Annotated in this window: 24 protein-coding genes; 20 read left to right on the top strand and 4 right to left on the bottom strand. The window is 72.7% G+C overall.

Annotated elements, in window-relative coordinates; all coding sequences use genetic code 11:
• Positions 1-36 precede the first annotated feature (36 nt).
• The 6 genes from ACFYE1_RS11020 to ACFYE1_RS10995 all read left to right on the top strand — a co-directional run bounded on the left by ACFYE1_RS11020 (position 37) and on the right by ACFYE1_RS10995 (position 5590).
• On the top strand, positions 37-258 hold the full coding sequence (locus ACFYE1_RS11020; protein WP_387742686.1) for a hypothetical protein: 222 nt from the start codon (positions 37-39) through the stop codon (positions 256-258).
• A gap of 330 nt (positions 259-588) precedes the next feature.
• Positions 589-1062, top strand: coding sequence for a hypothetical protein (locus ACFYE1_RS11015; protein WP_387742684.1), 474 nt, complete (start codon positions 589-591; stop codon positions 1060-1062).
• A gap of 105 nt (positions 1063-1167) precedes the next feature.
• Positions 1168-2589, top strand: coding sequence for a sensor histidine kinase (locus tag ACFYE1_RS11010; RefSeq protein WP_387742682.1), 1422 nt, complete (start codon positions 1168-1170; stop codon positions 2587-2589).
• Entirely contained in the window at positions 2589-3293 is a 705-nt protein-coding gene (locus ACFYE1_RS11005; RefSeq protein WP_387742680.1) for a response regulator transcription factor, read from the top strand. Before ACFYE1_RS11010 ends, ACFYE1_RS11005 begins: the two co-directional genes overlap by 1 nt.
• Positions 3290-4180, top strand: a complete 891-nt coding sequence (locus ACFYE1_RS11000) for a hypothetical protein (protein WP_387742678.1) — start codon at positions 3290-3292, stop codon at positions 4178-4180. The genes ACFYE1_RS11005 and ACFYE1_RS11000 overlap by 4 nt, the downstream gene beginning before the upstream one ends.
• A 69-nt stretch (positions 4181-4249) precedes the next feature.
• Positions 4250-5590: an MFS transporter gene (locus ACFYE1_RS10995; protein WP_387742677.1), complete on the top strand. Its 1341-nt coding sequence runs from the start codon at positions 4250-4252 to the stop codon at positions 5588-5590.
• Positions 5591-5704: 114 nt separating this feature from the next.
• On the opposite strand, the gene ACFYE1_RS10990 is transcribed toward ACFYE1_RS10995, so the two are convergent.
• Both ACFYE1_RS10990 and ACFYE1_RS10985 read right to left on the bottom strand, forming a co-directional pair.
• A complete protein-coding gene (locus ACFYE1_RS10990; RefSeq protein ID WP_387742675.1) occupies positions 5705-6736 on the bottom strand; it encodes an NAD-dependent epimerase/dehydratase family protein in 1032 nt (343 codons plus the stop codon).
• Between the two features lie 27 nt (positions 6737-6763).
• The gene (locus ACFYE1_RS10985) at positions 6764-7027 is read right to left on the bottom strand and encodes a DUF3072 domain-containing protein (protein ID WP_344122979.1); all 264 of its coding nucleotides are present in this window, start codon (positions 7025-7027) and stop codon (positions 6764-6766) included.
• Positions 7028-7215: 188 nt separating this feature from the next.
• Here ACFYE1_RS10985 and ACFYE1_RS10980 point away from each other — a divergent pair, with 188 nt between their 5' ends.
• From ACFYE1_RS10980 to bcp, 4 genes are all read left to right on the top strand, one after another.
• Positions 7216-7752, top strand: a complete 537-nt coding sequence (locus ACFYE1_RS10980) for a hypothetical protein (protein ID WP_387742673.1) — start codon at positions 7216-7218, stop codon at positions 7750-7752.
• Positions 7753-7756: 4 nt separating this feature from the next.
• Complete coding sequence (locus ACFYE1_RS10975; protein ID WP_387742671.1) at positions 7757-8587, top strand: RibD family protein; 831 nt, start codon at positions 7757-7759, stop codon at positions 8585-8587.
• 132 nt (positions 8588-8719) lie between these two features.
• A complete protein-coding gene (locus tag ACFYE1_RS10970; protein ID WP_387742670.1) occupies positions 8720-8902 on the top strand; it encodes a hypothetical protein in 183 nt (60 codons plus the stop codon).
• A 73-nt stretch (positions 8903-8975) separates the two neighbouring features.
• Positions 8976-9443 carry a thioredoxin-dependent thiol peroxidase gene (gene bcp, locus ACFYE1_RS10965; protein ID WP_387742668.1) on the top strand — a complete coding sequence of 156 codons (468 nt, stop codon included), beginning with the start codon at positions 8976-8978 and terminating at the stop codon, positions 9441-9443.
• Positions 9444-9516: 73 nt separating this feature from the next.
• Here the strand turns inward: bcp and ACFYE1_RS10960 are convergent, their stop codons facing one another.
• Complete coding sequence (locus ACFYE1_RS10960; protein ID WP_387742666.1) at positions 9517-10299, bottom strand: SDR family oxidoreductase; 783 nt, start codon at positions 10297-10299, stop codon at positions 9517-9519.
• A 194-nt stretch (positions 10300-10493) separates the two neighbouring features.
• On the opposite strand from ACFYE1_RS10960, the gene uraD reads away from it, so the two are divergent.
• From uraD to ACFYE1_RS10940, 4 genes are all read left to right on the top strand, one after another.
• The gene (gene uraD / locus ACFYE1_RS10955) at positions 10494-10991 is read left to right on the top strand and encodes a 2-oxo-4-hydroxy-4-carboxy-5-ureidoimidazoline decarboxylase (RefSeq protein ID WP_387742664.1); all 498 of its coding nucleotides are present in this window, start codon (positions 10494-10496) and stop codon (positions 10989-10991) included.
• Positions 10988-11314 carry a hydroxyisourate hydrolase gene (uraH, locus tag ACFYE1_RS10950; RefSeq protein ID WP_387742662.1) on the top strand — a complete coding sequence of 109 codons (327 nt, stop codon included), beginning with the start codon at positions 10988-10990 and terminating at the stop codon, positions 11312-11314. The genes uraD and uraH overlap by 4 nt, the downstream gene beginning before the upstream one ends.
• A gap of 86 nt (positions 11315-11400) precedes the next feature.
• On the top strand, positions 11401-12312 hold the full coding sequence (gene pucL, locus ACFYE1_RS10945; protein ID WP_387742660.1) for a factor-independent urate hydroxylase: 912 nt from the start codon (positions 11401-11403) through the stop codon (positions 12310-12312).
• Between the two features lie 242 nt (positions 12313-12554).
• Entirely contained in the window at positions 12555-14126 is a 1572-nt protein-coding gene (locus ACFYE1_RS10940) for a nucleobase:cation symporter-2 family protein (RefSeq protein ID WP_387742658.1), read from the top strand.
• Positions 14127-14248: 122 nt separating this feature from the next.
• On the opposite strand, the gene ACFYE1_RS10935 is transcribed toward ACFYE1_RS10940, so the two are convergent.
• Positions 14249-15013 carry an IclR family transcriptional regulator gene (locus tag ACFYE1_RS10935; protein ID WP_387742656.1) on the bottom strand — a complete coding sequence of 255 codons (765 nt, stop codon included), beginning with the start codon at positions 15011-15013 and terminating at the stop codon, positions 14249-14251.
• A gap of 190 nt (positions 15014-15203) precedes the next feature.
• Between ACFYE1_RS10935 and ACFYE1_RS10930 the strand changes: the two genes are divergently transcribed.
• The 6 genes from ACFYE1_RS10930 to ACFYE1_RS10905 all read left to right on the top strand — a co-directional run bounded on the left by ACFYE1_RS10930 (position 15204) and on the right by ACFYE1_RS10905 (position 22528).
• Complete coding sequence (locus ACFYE1_RS10930) at positions 15204-16646, top strand: NAD-dependent malic enzyme (RefSeq protein WP_387742654.1); 1443 nt, start codon at positions 15204-15206, stop codon at positions 16644-16646.
• A gap of 55 nt (positions 16647-16701) precedes the next feature.
• Positions 16702-18318 (top strand): malate synthase A, encoded by a 1617-nt coding sequence (gene aceB, locus ACFYE1_RS10925; RefSeq protein ID WP_387742652.1) that lies wholly within the window; start codon positions 16702-16704, stop codon positions 18316-18318.
• Entirely contained in the window at positions 18315-19673 is a 1359-nt protein-coding gene (locus ACFYE1_RS10920) for a DUF6986 family protein (RefSeq protein WP_387742650.1), read from the top strand. The genes aceB and ACFYE1_RS10920 overlap by 4 nt, the downstream gene beginning before the upstream one ends.
• A complete protein-coding gene (locus tag ACFYE1_RS10915) occupies positions 19670-20491 on the top strand; it encodes a bifunctional allantoicase/(S)-ureidoglycine aminohydrolase (protein ID WP_387742648.1) in 822 nt (273 codons plus the stop codon). The genes ACFYE1_RS10920 and ACFYE1_RS10915 overlap by 4 nt, the downstream gene beginning before the upstream one ends.
• Positions 20492-20732: 241 nt before the next feature.
• Positions 20733-21527, top strand: coding sequence for a hydroxypyruvate isomerase family protein (locus tag ACFYE1_RS10910; protein ID WP_387742646.1), 795 nt, complete (start codon positions 20733-20735; stop codon positions 21525-21527).
• On the top strand, positions 21500-22528 hold the full coding sequence (locus ACFYE1_RS10905) for a 2-hydroxy-3-oxopropionate reductase (protein ID WP_387742644.1): 1029 nt from the start codon (positions 21500-21502) through the stop codon (positions 22526-22528). The genes ACFYE1_RS10910 and ACFYE1_RS10905 overlap by 28 nt, the downstream gene beginning before the upstream one ends.
• Positions 22529-22569: the final 41 nt, after the last annotated feature.

Here is a 22569-nt window from a genome sequence, read left to right as displayed (position 1 = left end):
GGAGGAACTGGGTGCAGGATGTGGAAGGAGCTCTCCGTGACCGCGAGCAGCAGATGGATCCTGGGCCTGGCCCGGGTGCGGCCGGGCGACCGGATCGAGGCCCGGGAGCACCGGCAGCCGTGCTTCACCGGCACGGTCAGCGAGGTGGTTCCGCAGCTGGGGATCGCGTGGGTCCTCGAGGACCGCACAGGGCTCCGGCGGCTGGTCTCGATCCGCAGCCACCGGCTGCGCCGGTCCGAGCCGGTGACCGCCGCCTGACGGCCCGGGGCCCACAGCGCGTGGAGGTGGCTCCGGAGGCCCCGCAGCCGCACGCGACGGCCGGGGGAGGACACCGTGCCAGAGGCTTCCACGTTCGACCCGGGCAGCGACCATTGCCTGGCGCAGACCGTGGACCGGATCCGGTCCTGCTCTGCCGGCTCCGCCCCGGGGCGGAGCCGGCAGGCGACGGCTGACCCTTCCCTCCGTCGGACCGCCCGACGCTCCACCTGCCGGGGGAAGCCCCGAGGCAGGCCCCACGGGTAGCGTGCTGGGAGCGGCCCCGGCGACGGACGCGGGCCGGCCGTGCCGCCGACTCCCGGAAGGACCCCGATGATCGACGCCCTGCAGGACTTCACCTCCTCCCTGCCGCCGCTGCTCCAGTGGCTGGGGGTGGTGCTGGCAGGAGCGATCCCGTTCGTCGAGTCCTACTTCGGGTCCGTCATCGGCGTCCTGGCCGGCCTCGACCCGGCGGTCGCCGTCGGGGCCGCCGTCGTCGGCAACGTGGCCTCCATGCTGGTGCTGGTCCTGGGCGCGCACGGCCTCCGCCGCAGGTTCGCCGGCGACCCCCGGGAGCCCTCGCCCAAGCGGCAGAGACTGCGCCGGGCCTTCGACAGGTACGGCGTGGCCGGCGTGAGCCTGCTCGGCCAGACCATGCTCCCGAGCCAGATCACGGCGACGGCCATGGTCTCCTTCGGCGCGGACCGCAACGCCGTCATCCTGTGGCAGATCGTCTCCATCGTCCTGTGGGGCGTCGCCTTCGGCACGCTGGCGGCCATGGGCGTGGGCCTGCTGGACGCCGGATGAGCCGCGCCCGCACGGGAGGCGCCGCGCCGGGTGCGGAAAACCGCAGCGGCAACAGGTGGAGAACGTCGCAGTGGAGAGGGCCCGCGCGACCGTAGCGTGAGGGGCATGAGCACACCGCACGAGACCCGGCCCCTGCCACCCGCACCGTGGAGCAGCCCCGGCCGCGAGCCCCAGGACGGCCCCGGCACCGAGGGCCCCGACGACCCCTACCGCCCCGCGGGCGGTTCCCGCCCCGCCGGCCCCGCCACCGGCCCCCGGTTCCGGGAGTGGGGACCGTGGTCCCCCAAGACCCTCTTCTTCGGCACCACCGACCTCGTGGTGGACGCCGCGCTCGGCACGCTGTGGCTGACCGCCCTCGTCTCCCTGGTCTCCGCGGGCTTCGCGTCGCTCGCCGCCCTGGTGGGCGTGGTCCTGCTGGTGGCCGCGATCTACGCGGTCCGCGGGATCGAGTGGGTCGAGCGCCGCCGCACGCAGGCCGCGTTCGGGCTGCACCTGCCCGCCCCGCACCGGCGCCGCTCACCGCGCACCGACGGCTGGCGGATCGCCCACCAGTGGTGGCTGGACGTCTCCGACGCCGCGTTCTGGACGGGACTGCTGCACCTGCTCCTCACCACGGTCCTGGGCTGGGTCGCGGTGGCGGCCCTGGCCGCCACCGGCGCCGCCGTGGCCCTGACCTTCGCGCCGCTCTACGCGGCACCGAACAACCCGCTCTGGCCCTCCGAGGTGGTCGGGACGTGGCCGGACTGGGCCGTGGTCCTGACCGGGATCGCCCTGGCCCTCCTCGGGCTCCTCGTCGTGGTCCTCGCCGTGGCCGCCCACCGGGGCCTGTCCCGGCTGCTGCTGCGGGTGGACGAGGCGGTGGAGCTGCGCCGCCGGGCCGCCGAGGCCGCGGCCGCCCGCGAGACCGCCGTCCGCGGCGCCCGCACCGAGCGCTCCCGGATCGAGCGGGACCTGCACGACGGCGTGCAGCCGCAGCTCGTGTCCGTGGCCATGAACCTGTCGATGGCCCAGCGGCGGATCGACCACGACCCCGCCGGGGCCAAGGACCTCGTCGGGGAGGCGCACGCCACCACGAAGGCCGCGATCGCGGAGCTGCGCCGCCTGGCCCGGGGCTTCCACCCGGCGGTCCTGGAGGACCGGGGCCTCGACGCCGCCCTCTCCGCCGTGGCCGCCCAGTCCCCCGTCCCGGTCGCCGTGGACGTGCGGGTTCCGCGGCTGGCGCCCGAGACCGAGGCCGCCGTGTACTTCGCGGTCTCCGAAGGCATCGCCAACATGGTCAAGCACGCCCAGGCCGGCGCCGCGTCGGTGCGGGTGGGCCTCGAGACCGACCCCGCGGGAGGCACCCGCGTGGTCGCCCGGATCGCCGACGACGGCCGGGGCGGCGCCGTGGTGGTCCCCGGCGGCGGCCTGTCCGGGATCGCCGACCGGATCCGGTCCGCGGGCGGGCACTTCTTCCTCGACTCACCCGCGGGCGGGCCGACCGAGCTGACCGTCGAGCTGCCGGTCTACCGAGGGGCGGGCTCCTGATGCGCATCGTCATCGCCGAGGACGCCGTTCTCCTGCGCGCGGGCCTCGTCCGTCTGCTCACCGAGGCCGGCCACGAGGTGGTCGCCGACGTCGACACCGCGCAGGACCTGCTCAAGGCCGTCGAGCAGCACGAACCGGACTTCGCCCTCGTGGACGTGCGGCTGCCGCCGACGTTCACCGACGAGGGCATCCGCGCCGCCGTCCTCGTGCGCTCCCAGCACCCGCGGATCGCGGTGCTCGTGCTCTCGCAGTACGTCGAGGAGCGCTACGCCTCGGAGCTCATCGCGTCCCGCCGGGACGGGCTGGGGTACCTGCTCAAGGACCGGGTCGCGGACGTCGACCAGTTCCTCGAGTCCGTGGAGACCGTGGGCGCGGGCGGCACCGTCCTCGACCCGGAGGTCGTCTCCCAGCTGCTCGTGCGCTCGCGGCACCGCCAGGACCTGGACCTCCTCTCCCCGCGGGAGCACGAGGTGCTCGGGCTCATGGCCCAGGGGCTCTCCAACGCCTCGATCGCCGCGAACCTGTTCCTCACCGAGTCCTCGGTGGAGAAGCACATCCGCTCCCTGTTCACCAAGCTGGGCCTCGCCCACGAGGACGGCGGCAACCGCCGCGTCCGCGCGGTCCTGCGCTACCTCGGCTATCCCGACCCCGGGCCCGGCCACACCCCGTCCGCCCACCCGTCCCACCAGGAGCACCGGCCATGAGCACCCACCCCGAGCACCCCGCCGCCCAGGACGTCCTCAGCGAGAACGAGCGCGCCGCCTGGCTCGTCCCCACCGCCGTGCTCGGCGGCCTCGGCGCCCTCCTCCTGCTGGGCGCCGGCGGCGCGACCGCGGCCGCGTCCCTGTCCGTCCAGGAGCACCGGGTGAACACCACCGTGACCGAGTCCGTGGACACGGTCGTGGTCGACGGGCGCTCGGCCGTCATCGAGGTCGTGACGGCCGACGTCCAGGACCTGCGGGTGGAGTCCGTGTACGCCGGGTTCCAGCTCGAGAGCGCCCCCGAGCCCCGACTCGAGGACGGCCGGCTGAGCATCGACGCCCTCCCGTCGCACTCCTGGCCGGGCGCCGGCAGCGGGATGCACGTGCGCATCACCGTCCCGGCCGAGGACGAGCCCGTGGACCTGCGGCTCTCCGGCGACGCCGGCGCCCTGAGCGTCGAGGGCGACTTCGGCGACGTCCGGCTCGACACCGAGGCCGGCGTGATCGAGGTGAGCGGCAGCGCCCGCGCCCTGTGGGCGGCCTCGGAGGTGGGCGCCGTCGACCTCGACGGGGTCCGGGTGCGCGAGGACCTGGACGTGCACACCGAGGTCGGGGCCACCGAGGTCCGGCTCGTCGGCGAGGCCCCTCAGCGCGTGTCCGTCACGACCCGCGCGGGGGCCATCGAGGCCGCGGTCCCGGACGCCGAGTGGTGGACTCCCGCGGTGGCCGGCGCGGACGAGCGCGACCCGGAGGGGCTGACGGCGGCCACGGTCTGCGCCGCCGTCCCCGGCGACCGCCCCTGCCTGTACGTCTCCTCGGCCGTGGGCGCGGCGGAGATCACCTACGGCGGCCGGTCCTCCACCCCTGGCGGCGGGGCGACCGGGCGGTAGACTGGACCCTGTTGTCCGGGTCGGGCGCACCGGGAGGGGGGACGGTGCGCACTTCCTCCGAGGACCCCTGTGAACCCCCTGACCACCTCTGCCACGGCTGAGCACGCTGCCCGCGTCCCCGCCGCCCCGGTCCCCTTCGCGGAGCACCCCGCGGTCCCCCAGCACGACACCGGCCGCCGGACGACGCCCTCGTCCGGCGGCCGGTACGCCCGGCTCGTGCAGCTCGCCGGGCGCGGCTTCCTGCCGATCGCCTTCGTGGCCCGCCTGCCCCTGGCCATGCTCACCGTCGGGGCGCTCACCCTCGCCACCACCGTCAGCGGCTCCTACGTCGTCGGCGGGCTGGCCGCCGGCGCCGTCGGGATCGGGTCGGCGCTGGGCGGGCCCCTGATGGGCCACCTGGCCGACCGCGTGGGCCAGCGGGCCGTGCTGCTGGTCTCCGCCCTCGCCCACGCCGTGGCCATCGGGCTGCTGCTGATCACCGCCTACGCCCCCGCGGGGCCGGGCGCACCGGCCGTGCCGCTGCTCGTCGGCGCGTCCCTGCTCGTGGGTGCCACCTGCCCCCAGGTGGGCCCGCTGGCCCGCGTGCGGTGGCGGGGACTGGTCGGCGGGAACCGGCGCGAGCTGGACACCGCCCTGTCCTACGAGTCCACCGCCGACGAGCTGACCTTCGTGCTCGGCCCGGCCCTGGTGGGTCTTCTGGCCTCCTTGGTCGCCCCCTGGTCCCCCTTCGTCCTCGCGGCCGTCCTGACGCTCACGATGGTCACGACCTTCGCGGGGCATCCCACCCGACTGGCGGTGCCGGCCGTCTCGCGCGAGGAACGACGGCGGGCGGCGGCCCGTCCCGTCACCGGCGGCGAACGGCTCCTCGTGCTGCTCCCCGTCCTGGGCATGGTGGCCATGGGCGCGTTCTTCGGCGCCGTACAGAACGGCCTCAACGCCTTCGGCGGCGAGCACGGCATCCGCAGCGCGACGGGTCTGCTCTACGCCGTGCTCGGCATCAGCTCGGCGGCCGCGGCGCTGTCCGTGGCGTGGTGGCCGCAGCGCTTCCGGCCCGCCTCCCGCTGGGTGGCCGGCTCCGGCGCGATGGCCGCCCTGAGCCTGCTGTTCCTTCTCCCGAGCGGGATCGGGCCGATGCTCGTGGTGCTGCTGCTCGCCGGTCTGCCCCTGGGGCCCGTCATGGTCACGATCTACACCATCGGCGGGGACGTCGCCCGGCCGGAACGGCTGGGCACGGTCATGACGATGCTCGCGAGCGGCGTGGTGCTCGGCTCCGCCGTGGGCGCCGCGCTGGCCGGTCTCCTGGCCGAGAGCACCGGGCACCGCGGCGCGTTCGCCGCAGCGGTCGGCGCGGCCTGCGCAATGGTCCTGATCAGCGCCGTGCTGGCCCTGCTCCAGCGCCGGGAGCGCTGACCGGCGGCACCGCCCCGCCGCGACCGGGGTGTTCGGCACCTGTGTCCTGGTGGCGCCGGCCCTGGACCACCGCGCCGGCCGCTTCCCTGCGCCCCGACCTGTGACCGGGTCCGGCTACACCAGCGGCGACTTGGGCCGGTGCTCCCGGTTGCCGAGGCCCTCGCTGCCGTCGAGGTGGTCCACGAGCTGCCGGAGCGCCTCGAGCGAGCTCACGGTCTCCGACCAGCCGGTGACCTCGCGGATGCGCGTGGTGTCCATGATCGGCACGGCGTCGGCGAGGTCGATCCAGCCGGGGTCGGTGGGCTGCAGCCGCAACCGGTAGGTGATCGCCACGAGCGCACGGACCAGGGCCGGCGGCACGGGCAGGACACGCCGGGCGCCGAGCACCTGGGCCACGCCGTCGGCGCCGAGCACCGGCTCGGCCGCGACGTTGAACGCGCCGCCGGCACGGTGCTGGATGACCCGCCAGAACGCGTCGGCGACGTCGTCGGTGTGCAGCGTCTGGAAGCGGAACTTCTCGGGGAACGGCAGCACGGGCAGGCGCAGTCGGGCGATGAGCCCCTTGGGCACGAGGGCGCCGAAGAAGTAGTCCCCGATCTCGGGGGCGGCGTCCGCCTGGAACAGGAAGCCGGGGCGCAGCCGGGTCACCACGACCCCGGGGTGGGCCTCCTCGAACCGGTTGAGCACCGCCTCCGTCTCGGCCTTCTGCACGTTGTAGTGCGAGGTCTCGACCCCGCCGACGGGCCAGGACTCGTCCACGGCCCGGTCCTTGGGCCCGGGGCTGTAGGCGCCGAGCGAGGAGGGGTAGACGATCTGCGGCACGCCGGCGAGCAGCACGGCGTCGAGCACGTGGACGAGGCCGTCCACGTTGGTCTCGTGCATGAGCGCGAAGTCACGGTTGGGGCGGATGAGCCACACGAGGTGGATCACGGCGTCCGCGCCGGCCAGGATCTCCGCCAGCGCCGCGGTGGACTCCTTCGCGGCGATGTCGACGGTGTGCCACTCCACCCCGTCGTAGGGCTCCCCGTCCCGCTCGGGCCCCTCGCGGGAGACCCCGACGACGTGCGTGACCTCCGGCGCGGCGTGCAGCCGGCGGAGCACCGCAGTGCCCACATTGCCGGTGGCCCCCAGGACGACGATCTTCACGGTGCTCCCCCTCCGCCGGTGCAGGACCTACTGGTCCTGGACCCGGCCGCTCTCGCCCTGCAGACGGTCGATGTGCTTGGACGCCTCGGCCTTGGTGAGGTCCGCCGGCAGCTCCTCGCCGGCCTCCCGGGCCAGGGTGTCGAGGTAGCTGCGCTGCGCACTGGTCATCGGCTCCTCACCGGTGGCCCAGTCGTCCGGGTCGCGGTCGAGCCCGCTGCCCGGCTCGGGGCTGGAGGCGCCGATGGTCTGCTGCTCGTCGGGATCCGGGGATCCGCTCGCGTTCTCAGTCATGCGCCCCATGATAGTCACACCCCTTATCTTCTCCGCCCCCGGTCGCCCCCCGAACCGGCCCCGCTCCACCGCTCCTGCCGCGGCGGGGACGGAATCAGTAGGCTGGAGGACCGAGGAGATCCGCGCGGGGCGCCGGGAGACCTGGCGAGCGCCCCCGCGAGGCCCGTCCCACGAGCGAGGAGAAGCAGATGAGCGAGCAGCCGCGCACCGGCCCGAACGGCACCGCGGGCGCAGGAGTCCAGTCCGACAAGCTCGAGGCCTACATGCTCGGGCACTACGTGGGCGCGCTCTCCGGGGTGCGGCTCTTCGACGAGGCGGCCGCCACGTGGGCCGGCACCTCGTACGGGGACCGGTTCGCCACGTTCGTCGACGAGATCAAGAACGACATCGGCCACCTCGAGGCGATGATCGACCGCCTGGGCTCGGGCCGGCGCACGGTGGCCAAGGGACTCGGGACCGTCACCGGCATCGCCTCCCGGCTCAATCCGCTGAGCCGGATCCGGGAGCGGACCGGCATCGCCGCCCACGGTGAGCTCGAGATGCTGCAGTCCCTGGTGGTCGCCAAGCGCAGCATGTGGGTCACGCTCCTGGAGCTCGCACCCGCCGAGCCGCGCCTCGACGCCGAGGAGCTGAGGAAGCTCGAGGCCGACGCCGCCGACCAGTACGACCGCCTGCGGACCATCGCCGAGGAGACGGCACGGGACCGGTTCCTGGCCTGGGACTGATCCGGTGACCGACAGCTCCGCGCCCCGTGGCACCGGGGGCGCCCCTCCGTCCCCGGACGACGACGTCTCGGGCCCGGCCGCCCCCGGTGCCGCTGACTCCGCCGCCGCCTGGGAGGCGCTGCTGGCCGGCCGGACCCGGTCCGTGCCGCCCCCGGGGGCGGAGCTCGTCGAGCGCTACGGACCGCTCGTGGCGCACCGGGGCCCCCTGGTCCTCGCCCAGCTGGGGCAGAGCCTGGACGGGTTCATCGCCTCCCGCACCGGGCACGCCGAGTTCGTGACCGGCCCGGAGGACCGGGAGCACCTGCACCGGCTGCGCGCGCTCGTGGACGCCGTGGTCGTGGGCGTCGGCACGGTCGTCGCCGACGACTGCCGGCTGACGGTCCGCGCCGTGCCCGGCCCCCATCCCACCCGGGTGGTCCTGGACCCCTCGGCGCGGGCCCCGACGGCCTCGGCCGTGCTCTCGGACGGCGCCGCACCCACCCTGTGGGTCGTGGGCGAGCACGCCGACGCCCCCGTGGCACCGGCCCCGCACGTCACGGTGCTGCGCGTGCCCGCGGGCGAGTACGGGATGGCCCTCCGGACCGTGCTCGAGGCGCTGGCCCGGCGAGGCCTGCAGCGGGTGCTCGTGGAGGGCGGCGGACGCACGGTCTCCGGGTTCCTCGCGGCCGGGACGCTGCACCGCCTCTACCTCACCACCGCGCCCATGCTCATCGGGGACGGGGTGCCCGGCATCCGGTTCGCCGGCGCCGCCCGCCTCTCCGGGGCCCTGCGCGCCCCGGTGCGCCGGTTCAAGCTGGGCGACGACCTCTGCACGGAGCTGACCTTCCGCCCCTGAGCTCCGCCCGCCGCCGGGCGGGCGCCCACCCCCGGGCCATGGGCACCCCTCTCTCTTGACGCTTCGTCATGTCGCCGATATATTTCATGATACGGAATCGAGATTCCGCATCATGAATTCGAAGGAGCAACCATGAACGCCAGCCCGGCCTCCACCGCCCACGCGTCCTTCTACAGCTACACCGGCACCGACTGCGATCCCGACCTGACGCTGCCCGCACACACCGCCGCCCGCAGCACGCCGCTGTGGGTGCTCGCGGTGTCCTCGGCCTGCCTCGGAGCCGCGGTGGGACGCCTCTCGGCCCGGCACCCGTAGCGCCGCCCCGCCCACCGCACGTCACCTACGGCACCGCGCCGATCCGCCCCGACCCCCACACCCAGGAGCACCCATGGCCCCGCAGATCCGGACCGGCCGGCAGGCCCCCGACTTCACGCTCACCGACCACGAGGAGCGGCAGGTGCAGCTCTCCGAGCTGCGCGGCCGCCGGGTGGTCGTCTACTTCTACCCGAAGGCCTTCACCCCCGGCTGCACGACCGAGGCGTGCGACTTCCGGGACAACCTCGCGTCCCTCGAGGCACTCGGGGCCACCGTGCTCGGGATCTCGGGGGACGACCCCGCGACGCTGCGGAGGTTCGCCGAGGAGCACCAGCTCTCCTACCGGCTGCTCTCCGACCCGGACTCGGCGACCGCCCGGGCGTGGGGCGCCTGGGGCGAGAAGACCGTCGACGGGCAGACCGTGGTCGGCCCGCTCCGCTCGACGTTCGTGATCGAGCGGGACGGCACCGTGAGCTCCGCGGAGCACAACGTCCGGGCTGAGGGCCACGTGGCCGACCTCCGGGGCCGGCTCGCCGGCTGACGACCGTCCCCACGGGACGAAGGGCTCCTCCGCACGGCGCGGAGGAGCCCTTCGGACCACCTGCTCCCGGTCGTCATCCGCGTCCGGCGAACGGCATCCCAGAGGCGGTCAGCACGAGCGAGTTCACCGTGGCGGAGGCAGGGAGCTCGGCCATCATCAGCAGCGCCCGCCCCACCTCCTCGACGGGGAAGCTGGGCTCCGGGCGGAGCGAGCCGTCGGCCTGCAGCGCGCCGCCGTCCGTCCCCAGGCCCGCCAGCAGCTCCGTGGCCGCGTTGCCGATGTCGATCTGCCCGCAGGTGATGCCGTAGGGACGCCCGTCCAGGTCCAGGGACCGGGTGAGGCCGGTCACCGCGTGCTTGCTCGCGGTGTAGGCCGCCGACAGCGGCCGGGGCGCGTGCGCGGAGATCGATCCGTTGTTGATGATCCGCCCGCCCCGGGGGCGCTGCTCCTTCATGATCCGGACGGCCTGGGCCGAGCACAGGAACGTCCCGGTGAGGTTGACCTGCAGGGTGCGCTGCCACTCCTCGGGGTCGATCTCGTCCGCCGCGCCGCGGGGCCCGAAGGTTCCTGCGTTGTTGAACAGCACGTCGATCCGCCCGGTCAGCCGTTCGATCTCCCGGAAGGCCGAGGACACGCTCTCGGCGTCGGCCACGTCCACCGGGACGATCCGTGCCCCCGGTGCCCCCGCGGCGGTCTCCACCAGCGCGGCACGCCGCCGGCCGGTCAGCACCACCACCCACCCTGCCGCCAGGAAGGTGCGCGCCACGGCCCGGCCGATCCCCGAGCCGGCTCCCGTCACCACGAGCACCTTCTCCTCAGCGCCCGGATCTCCGCGCCGGCCCCCTGTTCCGTCCATCCTGTGCTCCTTCGACCGCGCCGCAAAGCTCCTGCCCCGCTGTGAAACCGAAGTTTCACCCGCGGCACCTCTCTGCAAAATTTTGGTAACAGGAGGGTGGAACCATTGACTTCGTCCTAGTGATCCACTTCACTATACATATCGGAAGTTTTATTCCACATTACGGAATCATAGAAGGGCTGAAGGCGGAGCAGATGCATCTCACCGAGTTCAACTCCCTCAGCAGGGCCCAGGCGGTCAAGGTCATCCGTCCCGCGCTCGACATCCCGCGCTGGCTGGAGGCGGTGGTCGACGCCCGGCCCTACTGGCACCATGATGCCCTGCTCGGGATGGCCCGCAGCGCAGCGCAGCCGTTCACGGCCGAGGAGGTCGAGCACGCGCTCTCGCACCACCCCCGCATCGGTGAGCGCGCCGAGGGCTCGCACCGGGAGGCCGGCTTCTCCCGCGCCGAGCAGTCCGCCGTCGACCCGTCGGACAGCCACGTCCAGCAGCGCCTGCGCGAGGGCAACCTCGCCTACGAGGAGAGGTTCGGCCGGGTGTTCCTCATCCGCGCCGCGGGCCGCACCCCCGAGGAGATCCTCGAGCAGCTCTCCGCCCGCATGACCAACGACCCCGCGACGGAACGGGCCGTGGTCGCCGACCAGCTGCGCCAGATCGCGCTCCTCCGTCTCGAAGGACTCGTCACCCCATGAGCTACGTCACCGCCCACGTCCTCGACTCCGTCACCGGCACCCCCGCCCGCGGGATCGCTGTGACCCTCGAGGCCGCCGACGGCACCTCCATCGCGACCGCCGAGACCGACGCCGACGGCCGCGTGCCCGAACTGGGCCCAGAGACCCTGGAATCCGGCGATTACCGGATCACCTTCGCAACGGGGCAGTACTTCGCCGGCAGGAACCAGCCGACGTTCTACCCGTTCGTGACGGTGAACTTCACGGTGCAGGCCGCGGAGAGGCACTACCACGTGCCGCTCCTGCTGAGCCCGTTCGCCTTTTCCACCTACCGGGGCAGTTGACCCAGGAGTTGACGGGCCCGCCCGTCTTCGACCGCCCCGATCAGCAGAAACCGCCTTCCACACTCCACACTCCAAGGAGAAACGTCATGACCGACGTCACCACCCGGGCCGCCACGGACACCGTCGTCCTGGGCGCCAACCAGTACGGCAAGGCCGAGAACCACGTCGTGCGGATCAACCGCGACACCGACCGCCACGAGATCCGCGACCTCGTGGTCACCTCGCAGCTGCGCGGCGACCTCGAGGCCGTGCACACCGAGGGCGACAACGCTCACTGCGTGCCGACCGACACGCAGAAGCAGACCGTGTTCGCCTTCGCCCAGCAGTACGGCATCGACTCCCCCGAGCAGTTCCTGCTCAAGCTCGCCGACCACTTCACCGGCGAGTTCGAGTGGATCACCGGTGGTCGCTGGGCCGCCCAGGAGCACGCCTGGAACCGGATCGACGACCACGACCACTGCTTCGTGCAGCACAAGGACGAAGTGCGCACCGCGGTGGTCGTCGCCGACGGCGAGGAGCGCACGGTGATCTCCGGGTTCGAGGGCCTGACGGTCCTGAAGTCCACGCAGTCCGGCTTCACGGGCTACCCGAAGGACAAGTACACAGTCCTGCCCGAGACCGAGGACCGGATCATGTCCACGGACATCGCCACCCGGTGGCGCTACAACACCACCGACGTGGACTTCGACGCCGTCTACGAGGACGTCAAGAAGATCATCCTGAGCAAGTTCACCGACCACTACTCCAAGGCTCTGCAGGAGACCCTGTACCTGATGGGCAAAGCCGTCATCGAGGCCCACCCGGAGATCGACGAGATCAAGTTCTCCTGCCCGAACAAGCACCACTTCGTCTACGACCTGGACTTCTGCGGCCTGGAGAACGACAAGGAGACCCACTACGCGGCCGACCGGCCCTACGGCCTCATCGAGGCGACGATCCAGCGCAAGGGCGCCGCGGAGAACGAGTCCGCCTGGATGGGCATCAACGGCTTCTGCTGAGCAGCGCACCACCCGGCGCCGCCGGGGTCCGTCGTCGCCGTCCGCGCACGACGACGACGGACCCCTCGTTCCACCCTCCTGCGGGCGGAGCACTCGCTCCACCACCCGTCCGGCGCCCCTGCCGCGCCCACTGCGCAGCGCGCGGCCCTTCCCGTCCTCGCTCCACCTCCTCGCTCCGCCCCGGTCCCGCTCCGACGTCGGCACCGGACCTCTCCCGTCACCAGGATTCCTAGGAGACCACCATGGCCAGGTCACGCACCGCCGAGCCGCCCACCACCACCCGCACCCGCCCGGAGGACGAGTACCTCGGGGTGGGCAGCAGCCTCGGCTACGGGCTGCAGCACGTGCTCACCATGTACGGCGGCATCATCGCGCCCCCGCTCATCATCGGCGGCGTGGCGGGGGTGACCCCGCAGGAGCAGGGCCTGCTCATCGCGGCCTGCCTCTTCGTGGGAGGCCTCGCCACGATCCTGCAGTCGTGGGGCATCAAGTTCTTCGGCTCCCAGCTGCCACTCGTGCAGGGCACCTCCTTCGCGTCCGTGGCCACCATGACCGCGATCGCCCAGGGCGAGGGCGGCATCCAGGCCGTCTTCGGCGCCGTGATCGCCTCGGCGGTCCTCGGCTTCCTCATCACGCCCTTCTTCGCCAGCATCGTGCGCTTCTTCCCGCCGGTCGTCACCGGCGTGGTGATCACCGCGATCGGCCTGACGCTGTTCCCGGTGGCCGCCCGCTGGGCCATGGGCGGCAACGCGCAGTCCCCCGAGTACGGCTCGGTGGGCAATCTCGGACTGGCAGGCCTGACCCTGCTGATCATCCTGCTGCTGTCCAAGGTGGGCAGCGCCGTCATCTCCCGGCTGTCCATCCTCCTGGGCCTGGTGCTGGGCACGGTCGCCGCGGTGCTCCTGGGCAAGGCCGACTTCAGCCAGGTGCTCGAGGGCAACATCTTCGCCTTTCCGGAGCCGCTGGCCTTCGGGCCCCCGGTCTTCGAGGTGGCCGCCATCCTGTCCATGTTCATCGTGGTGCTGGTGATCCTCACCGAGACCACCGCCGACATCATCGCCGTCGGCGAGATCGTGGACACCAAGGTCGACAAGAAGCGCATCGGCGACGGCCTGCGCGCCGACATGGCGGCCTCCGCGATCGCCCCGCTCTTCAACGGCTTCACCCAGAGCGCCTTCGCCCAGAACGTGGGACTCGTGGCGATCACCGGCGTCAAGAGCCGCTTCGTGGTCACGGCCGGCGGCTTCATCCTCGTGGTCCTCGGCCTGCTGCCCGTCCTCGGCCGGGTCGTCGCCGCGGTCCCGCCGCCCGTGCTGGGCGGTGCGGGCATCGTGCTCTTCGGCAGCGTGGCCGCCTTCGGCATCCGGACGCTGGCGAAGGTGGACTACAAGAACGGTTTCAACCTGATCATCGTGGCCACGTCCATCGGCTTCGGCATGCTGCCGATCGCGGTCCCGGAGATCTACGCGAACTTCCCGGGCTGGTTCGAGACCATCTTCCACTCGGGCATCAGCTCCGCGGCCGTGATGGCCGTCCTGCTGAACCTGCTCTTCAACGAGTTCCACGCCGGCAACCCGCCGCGGGGCACCGGCTCGGTCTTCGCCAACGCCCCGGTGCGCGCCGTGCGCTACGAGAGCCTGGAGCACCTGCAGGACCACCTGCAGGAGGGCGACACCGTCAAGAACGGCAAGCTCATGGACTGCGACGGCAACGAGGTGCCGGTCATCACCTCCGCCGGCGAGATCGTCGACACGAGGATCTGCCGCGGCCGGGAGGACACCCCCGGCTCCCCGGGCGGGCACGCCTCGCACTGACAGCCATCGGACCCATGGCACGCCCGTCCCGCCGATTGGCTCGACGGCGACGATCCTCCGGGGCGACGACGACGCCCGCCGGCCCCTCGGGGGCGGGCGGGCGTCCACGGCGCGCGCGGGGCTCAGGCCGTGGCGGGCATCAGCTCCGCGGCGATCGCCTCGGCGGCCCGGCGCAGCACGGGCACCGCCCGGCGGCCGAACTCCTCGTCCACCCGGGACACGGGCCCGGAGACGGAGATGGCCGTGGGCGTCGGCGCCCCGGGCACCGCCATCGCGTAGCAGCGCACGCCGAGCTCGGTCTCCTCGTCGTCGATCGCGTAGCCGCGCTCCCGGATCCGGTCGAGGTCAGCGAAGAGCTCCTCGAGGGTCCCGATGCTCTTGGGCGTGGGCGTGGGCATGCCCGCAGCGCCCACGATGGTGCGGACCCGATCGTCCGGCAAGGAGGCGAGCATCGCCTTGCCCACACCGGTGTCGTGGGTGTCGGCCCGGCGGCCCACCTCCGTGAACATGCGCATCGACCGGCTGGACTGCGCCTGGGCGATGTAGACCACCTCCTGGCCGTCGAGCACGGCCATGTTCGCGGACTCGCCGAGCTCGGCCACGAGCTGGTCCAGCCGGCTGCGGGCCGCGGAGCCGAACTGGCGCCCGGCGGCCTCCCCCAGCAGGATCAGCCGCGGGCCCAGCGCGTAGTTGCGGTTGGGGAGCTGGCGGACGTAGCCGGAGGGCACCAGGGTGCGCAGCAGCCGGTGGATGGTGGGCAGCGGCAGCTGGACGGCGGCGGAGAGCTCGCTGAGCGACATCTCTCCACCGGCCGCGGTGATCACTTCGAGGAGCTCGAACACGCGCTCCACCGATTGCACACCGCCCGAGGCAGGTCGTGTGGTCATGGTCTTCCGATCTCTTGGTCGTCGACGTTCTGGCGGCGGGCACCGCACGATCAGCACTGGCCCGGTGCCCCGTGACGGGCGTCACCGACATGCCTTGCCATCCCCTGCAGTCTCCCATAATATCCATAATACGAAAGTTTCATTCCATTATTCGTTTGAAATCGACAGCCCGAGTCCCCACGGAGGAACCATGGCCACGCCCAGTCCCGGTTATTCGATGATCCTGCGCGTCCAGGCGCCGGCCGGCCTCACGGTCACCAGTGAGCTCGCCACCGCCGCCGCGCGCGCCGGTGCGGCCGTGACCGCCCTCGACGTCGTGGAGTCCCACGCCGGCCACGTCGTCGTCGACGTCAGCTGCAACGTCTCGGACGCGTCCCACCGCGACGAGGTGCGGGACGCCCTCGAGACGCTCGAGGGCGTGGAGGTCCGCAAGATCAGCGACCGCACGTTCCTCATCCATCTCGGCGGCAAGATCGAGGTGACGCCCCGTGTCTCGCTGCGCAACCGCGACGACCTCTCCCGCGCCTACACCCCCGGCGTCGCCCGCGTGTGCATGGCCATCCACGAGAACCCCGAGGACGCCCGGCGGCTGACGATCAAGCGCAACACGGTGGCCGTGGTCACCGACGGCACCGCGGTGCTCGGTCTGGGCGACATCGGCCCGGCGGCCGCCCTGCCGGTCATGGAGGGCAAGGCCGCCCTCTTCAAGGCCTTCGCCGGCGTCGACGCGTGGCCCGTGTGCCTCGACACGAAGGACACCGACGAGATCGTGCGGATCGTCAAGGCCATGGCCCCCGTCTACGGCGGGATCAACCTGGAGGACATCGCGGCCCCGCGCTGCTTCGAGATCGAGGCCCGGCTGCGCGAGGAGCTCGACATCCCGGTCTTCCACGACGACCAGCACGGCACCGCGATCGTCGCCCTGGCCGCGCTGTTCAACGCCCTGCGCGTGGTGGACAAGAAGATCGAGGACGTCAGGATCGTGGTCTCCGGGGTCGGCGCCGCGGGCCACGCCATCATCCAGCTGCTCAAGGCTCAGGGCGTGCGGAACATCGTCGCCTGCTCCCGCAAGGGCGCCATCCACCGCGGGGAGAGCTACGACGACGCCCACCGCCAGTGGATCGCCGAGAACACGAACGAGCAGGCCTTCTCCGGCTCGCTCAAGGAGGCCGTCGTCGGCGCCGACGTCTTCATCGGCGTCTCCGCCCCCAACCTGCTCGACGAGGCGGACATCGCCGCGATGAACGACCGCGCGATCGTCTTCGCCATGGCCAACCCCGACCCCGAGGTCGACCCGGGCGTCGCTGCCGAGCACGCCGCAGTGGTCGCGACCGGACGCTCGGACTTCCCGAACCAGATCAACAACGTCCTGGCCTTCCCGGGCCTGTTCCGCGGCCTCCTCGACGCCGGGGCCTCCGACATCACCACCGAGATGCTGGTCGCCGCCGCGCGGGCCATCGCCGACTGCGTGGCCGAGGACGAGCTCAACGCGAGCTACATCGTCCCCAGCGTCTTCGACCAGCACGTGGCCCCCGCCGTGGCCGAGGCCGTGCGCGCCACCGCGGAGGCCGTCGGCGCCACGGTCGATGCCACCACCGGCCCCACGACCGGCGCCGCCGCCGCCCGCCCCTGATCCCCGACCCGCACCGGACCGTCCACGGACCCACCAGCTGCCAGGAGGCATCCCCATGACCACCACGAGCACCGTCGAGCACACCCTTCCTGAGGACCTCGAGCGCGCCGGAGAGATCCTCACCGACGAGGCCCTCCAGTTCGTCGCCGAGCTGCACCGCCGCTTCGGCCCGCGCCGGACCGAGCTGCTCGGCGCGCGCGAGCAGCACCGCCGCCGCGCGGCCGAGACCGGCACCCTGGACTTCCTCCCGGAGACCCGGGAGATCCGGGAGGGGGACTGGAAGGTCGCCCCGGCACCGCCGGCCCTGCAGGACCGCCGGGTCGAGATGACCGGGCCGGCCTCCCCGGCCAAGATGGCGATCAACGCCCTGAACTCCGGGGCGAAGGTGTGGCTCGCCGATCTCGAGGACGCCTCGAGCCCCACCTGGCACAACCAGGTGGACGGCATCCTCAACCTGCGCGACGCCGCGCGGGGCACCCTGAGCTTCACCTCCCCGGAGGGCAAGCAGTACGCGCTGCGCCAGGACGCCCCGCTCGCCGTGGTGGTCACCCGGCCCCGCGGCTGGCACCTGCCCGAGCACAACGTCACCGTGGACGGGCAGCCCGCCTCCGGCGCGCTCGTGGACTTCGGCCTGCACTTCTTCCACACGGCGAAGGTGCTGATCGACAACGGGCACGGACCGTACTACTACCTGCCGAAGCTGGAGTCCGCCCAGGAGGCGCGGCTGTGGAACGACGTGTTCACGTTCGCCGAGGAGCACCTGGGCATCGAGCACGGCACCGTCCGGGCGACCGTGCTCATCGAGACGATCCCCGCGGCGTTCCAGATGGAGGAGATCCTCTGGGAGCTGCGCGAGCACGCCTCCGGGCTCAACGCGGGGCGCTGGGACTACCTCTTCAGCATCATCAAGTACTTCCGCGACGCGGGCGAGCGGTTCGTCCTGGCGGACCGCTCCACGATCACCATGACGGCCCCGCTGATGCGGGCCTACACCGAGCTGCTCGTGAAGACCTGTCACCGCCGCGGGGCCTTCGCCATGGGCGGCATGGCCGCCGTGATCCCGAACCGCCGGGACCAGGAGGCCACCGAGGCCGCGTTCGCCAAGGTGCGCGCGGACAAGACCCGCGAGGCCCAGGACGGCTTCGACGGATCGTGGGTGGCCCACCCGGACCTGGTGCCCACCTGCCGGGAGGTCTTCGACGGGGTCCTCGACGGAAGGCCCAACCAGGTGGACCGGCTGCGCGAGGACGTGCAGGTGAGCCCCGAGCAGCTGCTCGACGTCCCCAGCGCCGGGCGCGTGAGCACCCAGCAGGAGCTTGCGGCCAACCTCTACGTGGCCGTCCGCTACACCGCCGTGTGGCTGTCCGGCAACGGAGCCGTGGCCATCCACAACCTCATGGAGGACGCCGCGACCGCCGAGATCTCCCGCTCGCAGATCTGGCAGCAGATCCGCAACGGCGTGGTCTACGAGGACACCGGGAACACCGCGACCCGCGAGCTCGTCGCCGAGGAGCTCCGGCGGCAGCAGGAAGTGCTGCGGGCCGAGGTGGACCAGGAGTCGTTCGAGTCCTACTTCGAGCCGGCCGCGCGGCTGATCGCCGACCTCGTCCTGGACGAGGAGTACGTCGACTTCCTCACCCTGCCCGCATACGACCTCATCGAGGGCCGGTGAGCGGCACGACCACGAGCCTGCCCGCCGCGTTCGGCCGGCGCGCCGGACTGCTGCTGGAGGACACCGACGCGGCACTGGAGCGCTGCTTCCCCGGCGACGACGGGTCGCGGCAGCCGCTGCACACCTGCTACGTCCCCGCGGACCTCGTCACGCCGGCCACGGCCGGCGAGTGGGGCGGGGCGGCGCTGGCCGCGGCCGAGGCGGCCGGCGGGCTGGCCGCCCTCGCCGAGCTGGCGGGGGTCGAGGAGCCGCTGCGCGGGGAGCTCGTGGCCCGCACGGAGCGCAAGCTGCGCGAGGAGCCGGTCGAGGATCTGCGCCTGGACCTCGAGGACGGCTACGGCGAGCGCCCCGGCGCCGAGGAGGACGAGGCCGCCGTCGGCGCCGCGCGCACCGTCGCCGCGATGGCCCTGGCCCGGCACCGCGGGAGCTCCCCGCAGCCGGCGTTCGCCGGTATCCGCTTCAAGAGCCTCGAGGCCGCGACCCGCGACCGGGGGCTGCGGACGCTGGACCTGTTCGTGAGCACGCTGGTGCGCGAGGGAGGTCTCGCGGAGGCCGGGGTGGCCGAGGACGGTCTGCCGCCGGGCCTGGTGCTGACCCTGCCGAAGGTCTCGACCGTGGCGCAGGTGGAGGTCATGGTCGAGGCGTGCCGTGCGCTGGAGGACGCCCTGGGGCTGCCGAGCGGTCGCCTGCGCTTCGAGATCCAGATGGAGACGGCCCCGATGGTCCTGGGGCTGGACGGCACCTGCCCGATCCCGGCGATGCTGCGTGTGGCCGAGGGCCGGGTCACGGCCCTGCACTACGGCACCTACGACTACTCCGCCTCTCTCGGTGTGGCCGCGGAGTTCCAGTCGATGGAGCACCCCGTGGCCGACCACGCGAAGCAGGTCATGCAGGTGGCCGTGGCCGGAACCGGTGTGCGCCTGTCCGACGGCTCCACCAACCGGCTGCCCGTGGGGGACCCGGCCCAGCGGCGCGAGGCCTGGGCCCTGCACGCGCGCCTCGTCCGGCGCTCCCTGGAACGGGCCCTGTACCAGGGCTGGGACCTGCACGCGCACCAGCTGCCCACCCGGTTCCTCGCGAACTACGCCTTCTACCGCGGCTCGTTCGACGCGGCCGCGCACCGCTTGCGGGTGTATCGCAACCGCTCGGTGCCCGGCATCGAGGCCGCCGACGTCGCCGACGAACCCGCGACCGCCCGCGCCCTGGCCCGCTTCGTCCACCGCGGCGTGCTGTGCGGGGCGATCGGCGAGGAGGAGCTGGAGTCCGAGGCCGGTCTCGGCGCGCTCGAGCTGGCCACCCTCGCCCACCCCTGCACCCCCGTGCGCACCCCGACCCCTGGAGACCACCGACCATGACCGAACCCACCTACTGGGCGCCGCACGGCGGCCACCCCGACCAGACCCAGCTGCTCACGGACCGGGCGATGTTCTCGGAGGCCTACGCGGTGATCCCGCGCGGGACCATGCGGGACATCGTGACCAGCCGGCTCCCGTTCTGGGAGGACACCCGGGTCTGGGTGCTCGCCCGGCCCCTGTCCGGGTTCGCGGAGACCTTCTCGCAGTACATCGTGGAGATCGCCCCCGGCGGCGGCAGCGACCGGCCCGAGACGGAGCCCGGCGTGGAGGGCGTGCTCTTCCTCATGGAGGGGGCGCTCGTCCTGACCGTCGACGGGGAGGAGCACGAGCTCGTGCCCGGCGGATACGCGTTCCTCCCCCCGGAGTGCGAGTGGACCGTGCGCAACACCGGTGACGAGCCCGCCCGCCTGCACTGGATCCGCAAGGCCTACGAGTACGTCCGGGGCATCGAGGTCCCGGAGCCGTTCGTCACCAACGAGCAGGAGGTTGCCCCGACCCCCATGCCGGGGACCGACGGCAAGTGGGCGACCACGCGCTTCGTGGACCCGGATGACGTCCGGTACGACATGCACGTGACGATCGTGACCTTCGAGCCGGGCGCGGTGATCCCCTTCGCCGAGACCCACGTCATGGAGCACGGCCTCTACGTCCTCGAGGGCAAGGCCGTCTATCGGCTCAACCAGGACTGGGTCGAGGTGGAGGCCGGCGACTTCATGTGGCTGCGGGCGTTCTGCCCCCAGGCCTGCTACGCGGGCGGCCCGGGGCGGTTCCGGTACCTGCTCTACAAGGACGTCAACCGGCAGATGAAGCTGCGCTGACCCGTCGGCTCGCGCCCCACCCGACCGGACCCCGCACCACCTCCTCGCCGTGGTGGTGCGGGGTCCTTCGACGCCCGGGGCCGGTCGGCCATCGATCCCCCACTTCCGCAGGATGAAATAAAGTTTTCGCCCAGACGTTGACCTGCGTCACACATCGTCGTAGCATTTTCGTAGAACAGAATACAAATTCCACGATACGAAAGATGCGCACCGCGCATCGACCCCCACCCAGGAGGACCCGATGTCGTACACCGTGAACTGCTCCATCCTGCTCACCGATCTGCCACTGCTGGAGCGCCCCGCGGCGGCCAGGGCGGCCGGCTTCGACGCCGTCGAGTTCTGGTGGCCCTTCGGGGCCTCCGTCCCCGCCGACCGCGAGGTGGACGCCTTCGTGGACGCGATCCGGGACGCCGGGGTGCAGCTGACCGGGCTGAACTTTAACGCCGGCGACATGCCGGGCGGCGACCGCGGTCTCGTGTCCTGGATCGGCCGCGAGGCGGAGTTCACCGAGAACGTGGCCGTGGTCGCCGCCATCGGCGAGCGCACGGGGTGCCGGGCCTTCAACGCCCTCTACGGCAACCGGCAGCCCGAGCACGCCCCCGAGGCCCAGGACGCGCTCGCCGTGCGCAACCTCGTGGCCGCCGCCGAGGGCGTGGCCGGAATCGGCGGGACCGTGCTCCTCGAGCCGGTCTCCGGGGCTCCGGCGTACCCGCTGAAGACCGCCCAGGACGCCCTGGACGTCATCGCGACGGTCAGAGCGGCCGGACCGGACAACGTCAGGCTGCTCGCCGACCTCTACCACCTGGCCGTCAACGGCGACGACGTCGACGCCGTGATCGAGGCCCACGCCGCCGAGTTCGGGCACCTCCAGATCGCCGACGCCCCCGGGCGCAACGAGCCCGGCACCGGCGAGCTGCCGCTGCAGCGCTGGACCGCCCGCAGCCGCGAGCTCGGCTATCCCGGGCCCGTGGGCCTCGAGTACAAGGCGTCCCAGAAGGACCCCTTCGCGTGGCTGTCCGCAGTGGCCTCGGCATGAGCACCACCGCGGCCCCGCACCACGGCTCCGCCCAACCCGGTTCCCCGCAGCACGAACGCCCGCAGCACGATCTCCCGCAGGACAGTGAGGACAGCACCATGGCCACCCGCACCGACACCACCACCGTCACCGTCATCGGCCTCGGCATCATGGGCCTGCCCATGGCCAAGAACCTCGTCAAGGCCGGCTACGACGTCGTCGGCTTCAACCGCTCCCAGGACAAGATCGACCAGCTCGTCGGGGCCGGCGGGAGGGGCGCGTCCAGCGTGGCCGAGTCGGTGCAGAACGCCGACGTCGTGATCACGATGGTCCCGGACTCCCCCGATGTCGAGGCCGTCGTGACCGGCGAGGACGGCGTCCTCGCCCACGCCCGGCAGGGCACCATCTGGATCGATGCCAGCTCCATCCGCCCCGACGTCGCCGCCCGCCTCGCCGAGCAGGCCGCCGCCAAGGGTCTGCGCCCGTTGGACGCCCCCGTCTCCGGCGGCGAGCAGGGCGCGATCGACGCCGCGCTGTCGATCATGGTCGGCGGCGAGGAGAGCGACTTCGAGGCGGCCCGCCCGGTGCTCGAGGCCGTCGGGAAGACCGTCGTGCACGTGGGCCCCGCCGGATCCGGGCAGACCGTCAAGGCCGCCAACCAGCTCATCGTGGCCGGCAACATCCAGCTCCTCGCGGAGGCCGTCGTCTTCCTCGAGGCCTACGGCGTGGACACGGACGCCGCGCTGAAGGTCCTCGGCGGCGGCCTGGCCGGCTCCAAGGTCCTGGACCAGAAGGGCCAGAAGATGCTGGACCGGAACTTCGACCCGGGCTTCCGCCTGCAGCTGCACCACAAGGACATGGGCATCGTGACCTCCGCGGCCCGCGAGGCCGGCGTGGCCGTACCGCTCGGCGCCATCGTCGCCCAGCTCGTGGCCGCCACCGTCAACAAGGGCGACGGCGGGCTCGACCACTCGGGTCTCTTCAAGCTCACCGAGGAGCTCTCCGGCCGCACGGGCCGATAGTCCTCTCCGCCCCGGCGGCCCCGCCGCACCTGCACCCGCAC

It is taken from the genome of Kocuria nitroreducens (assembly GCF_042879195.1).
Lineage (GTDB): Bacteria > Actinomycetota > Actinomycetes > Actinomycetales > Micrococcaceae > Kocuria > Kocuria nitroreducens.
This window is presented reverse-complemented; position numbering and strand designations above follow the sequence as displayed.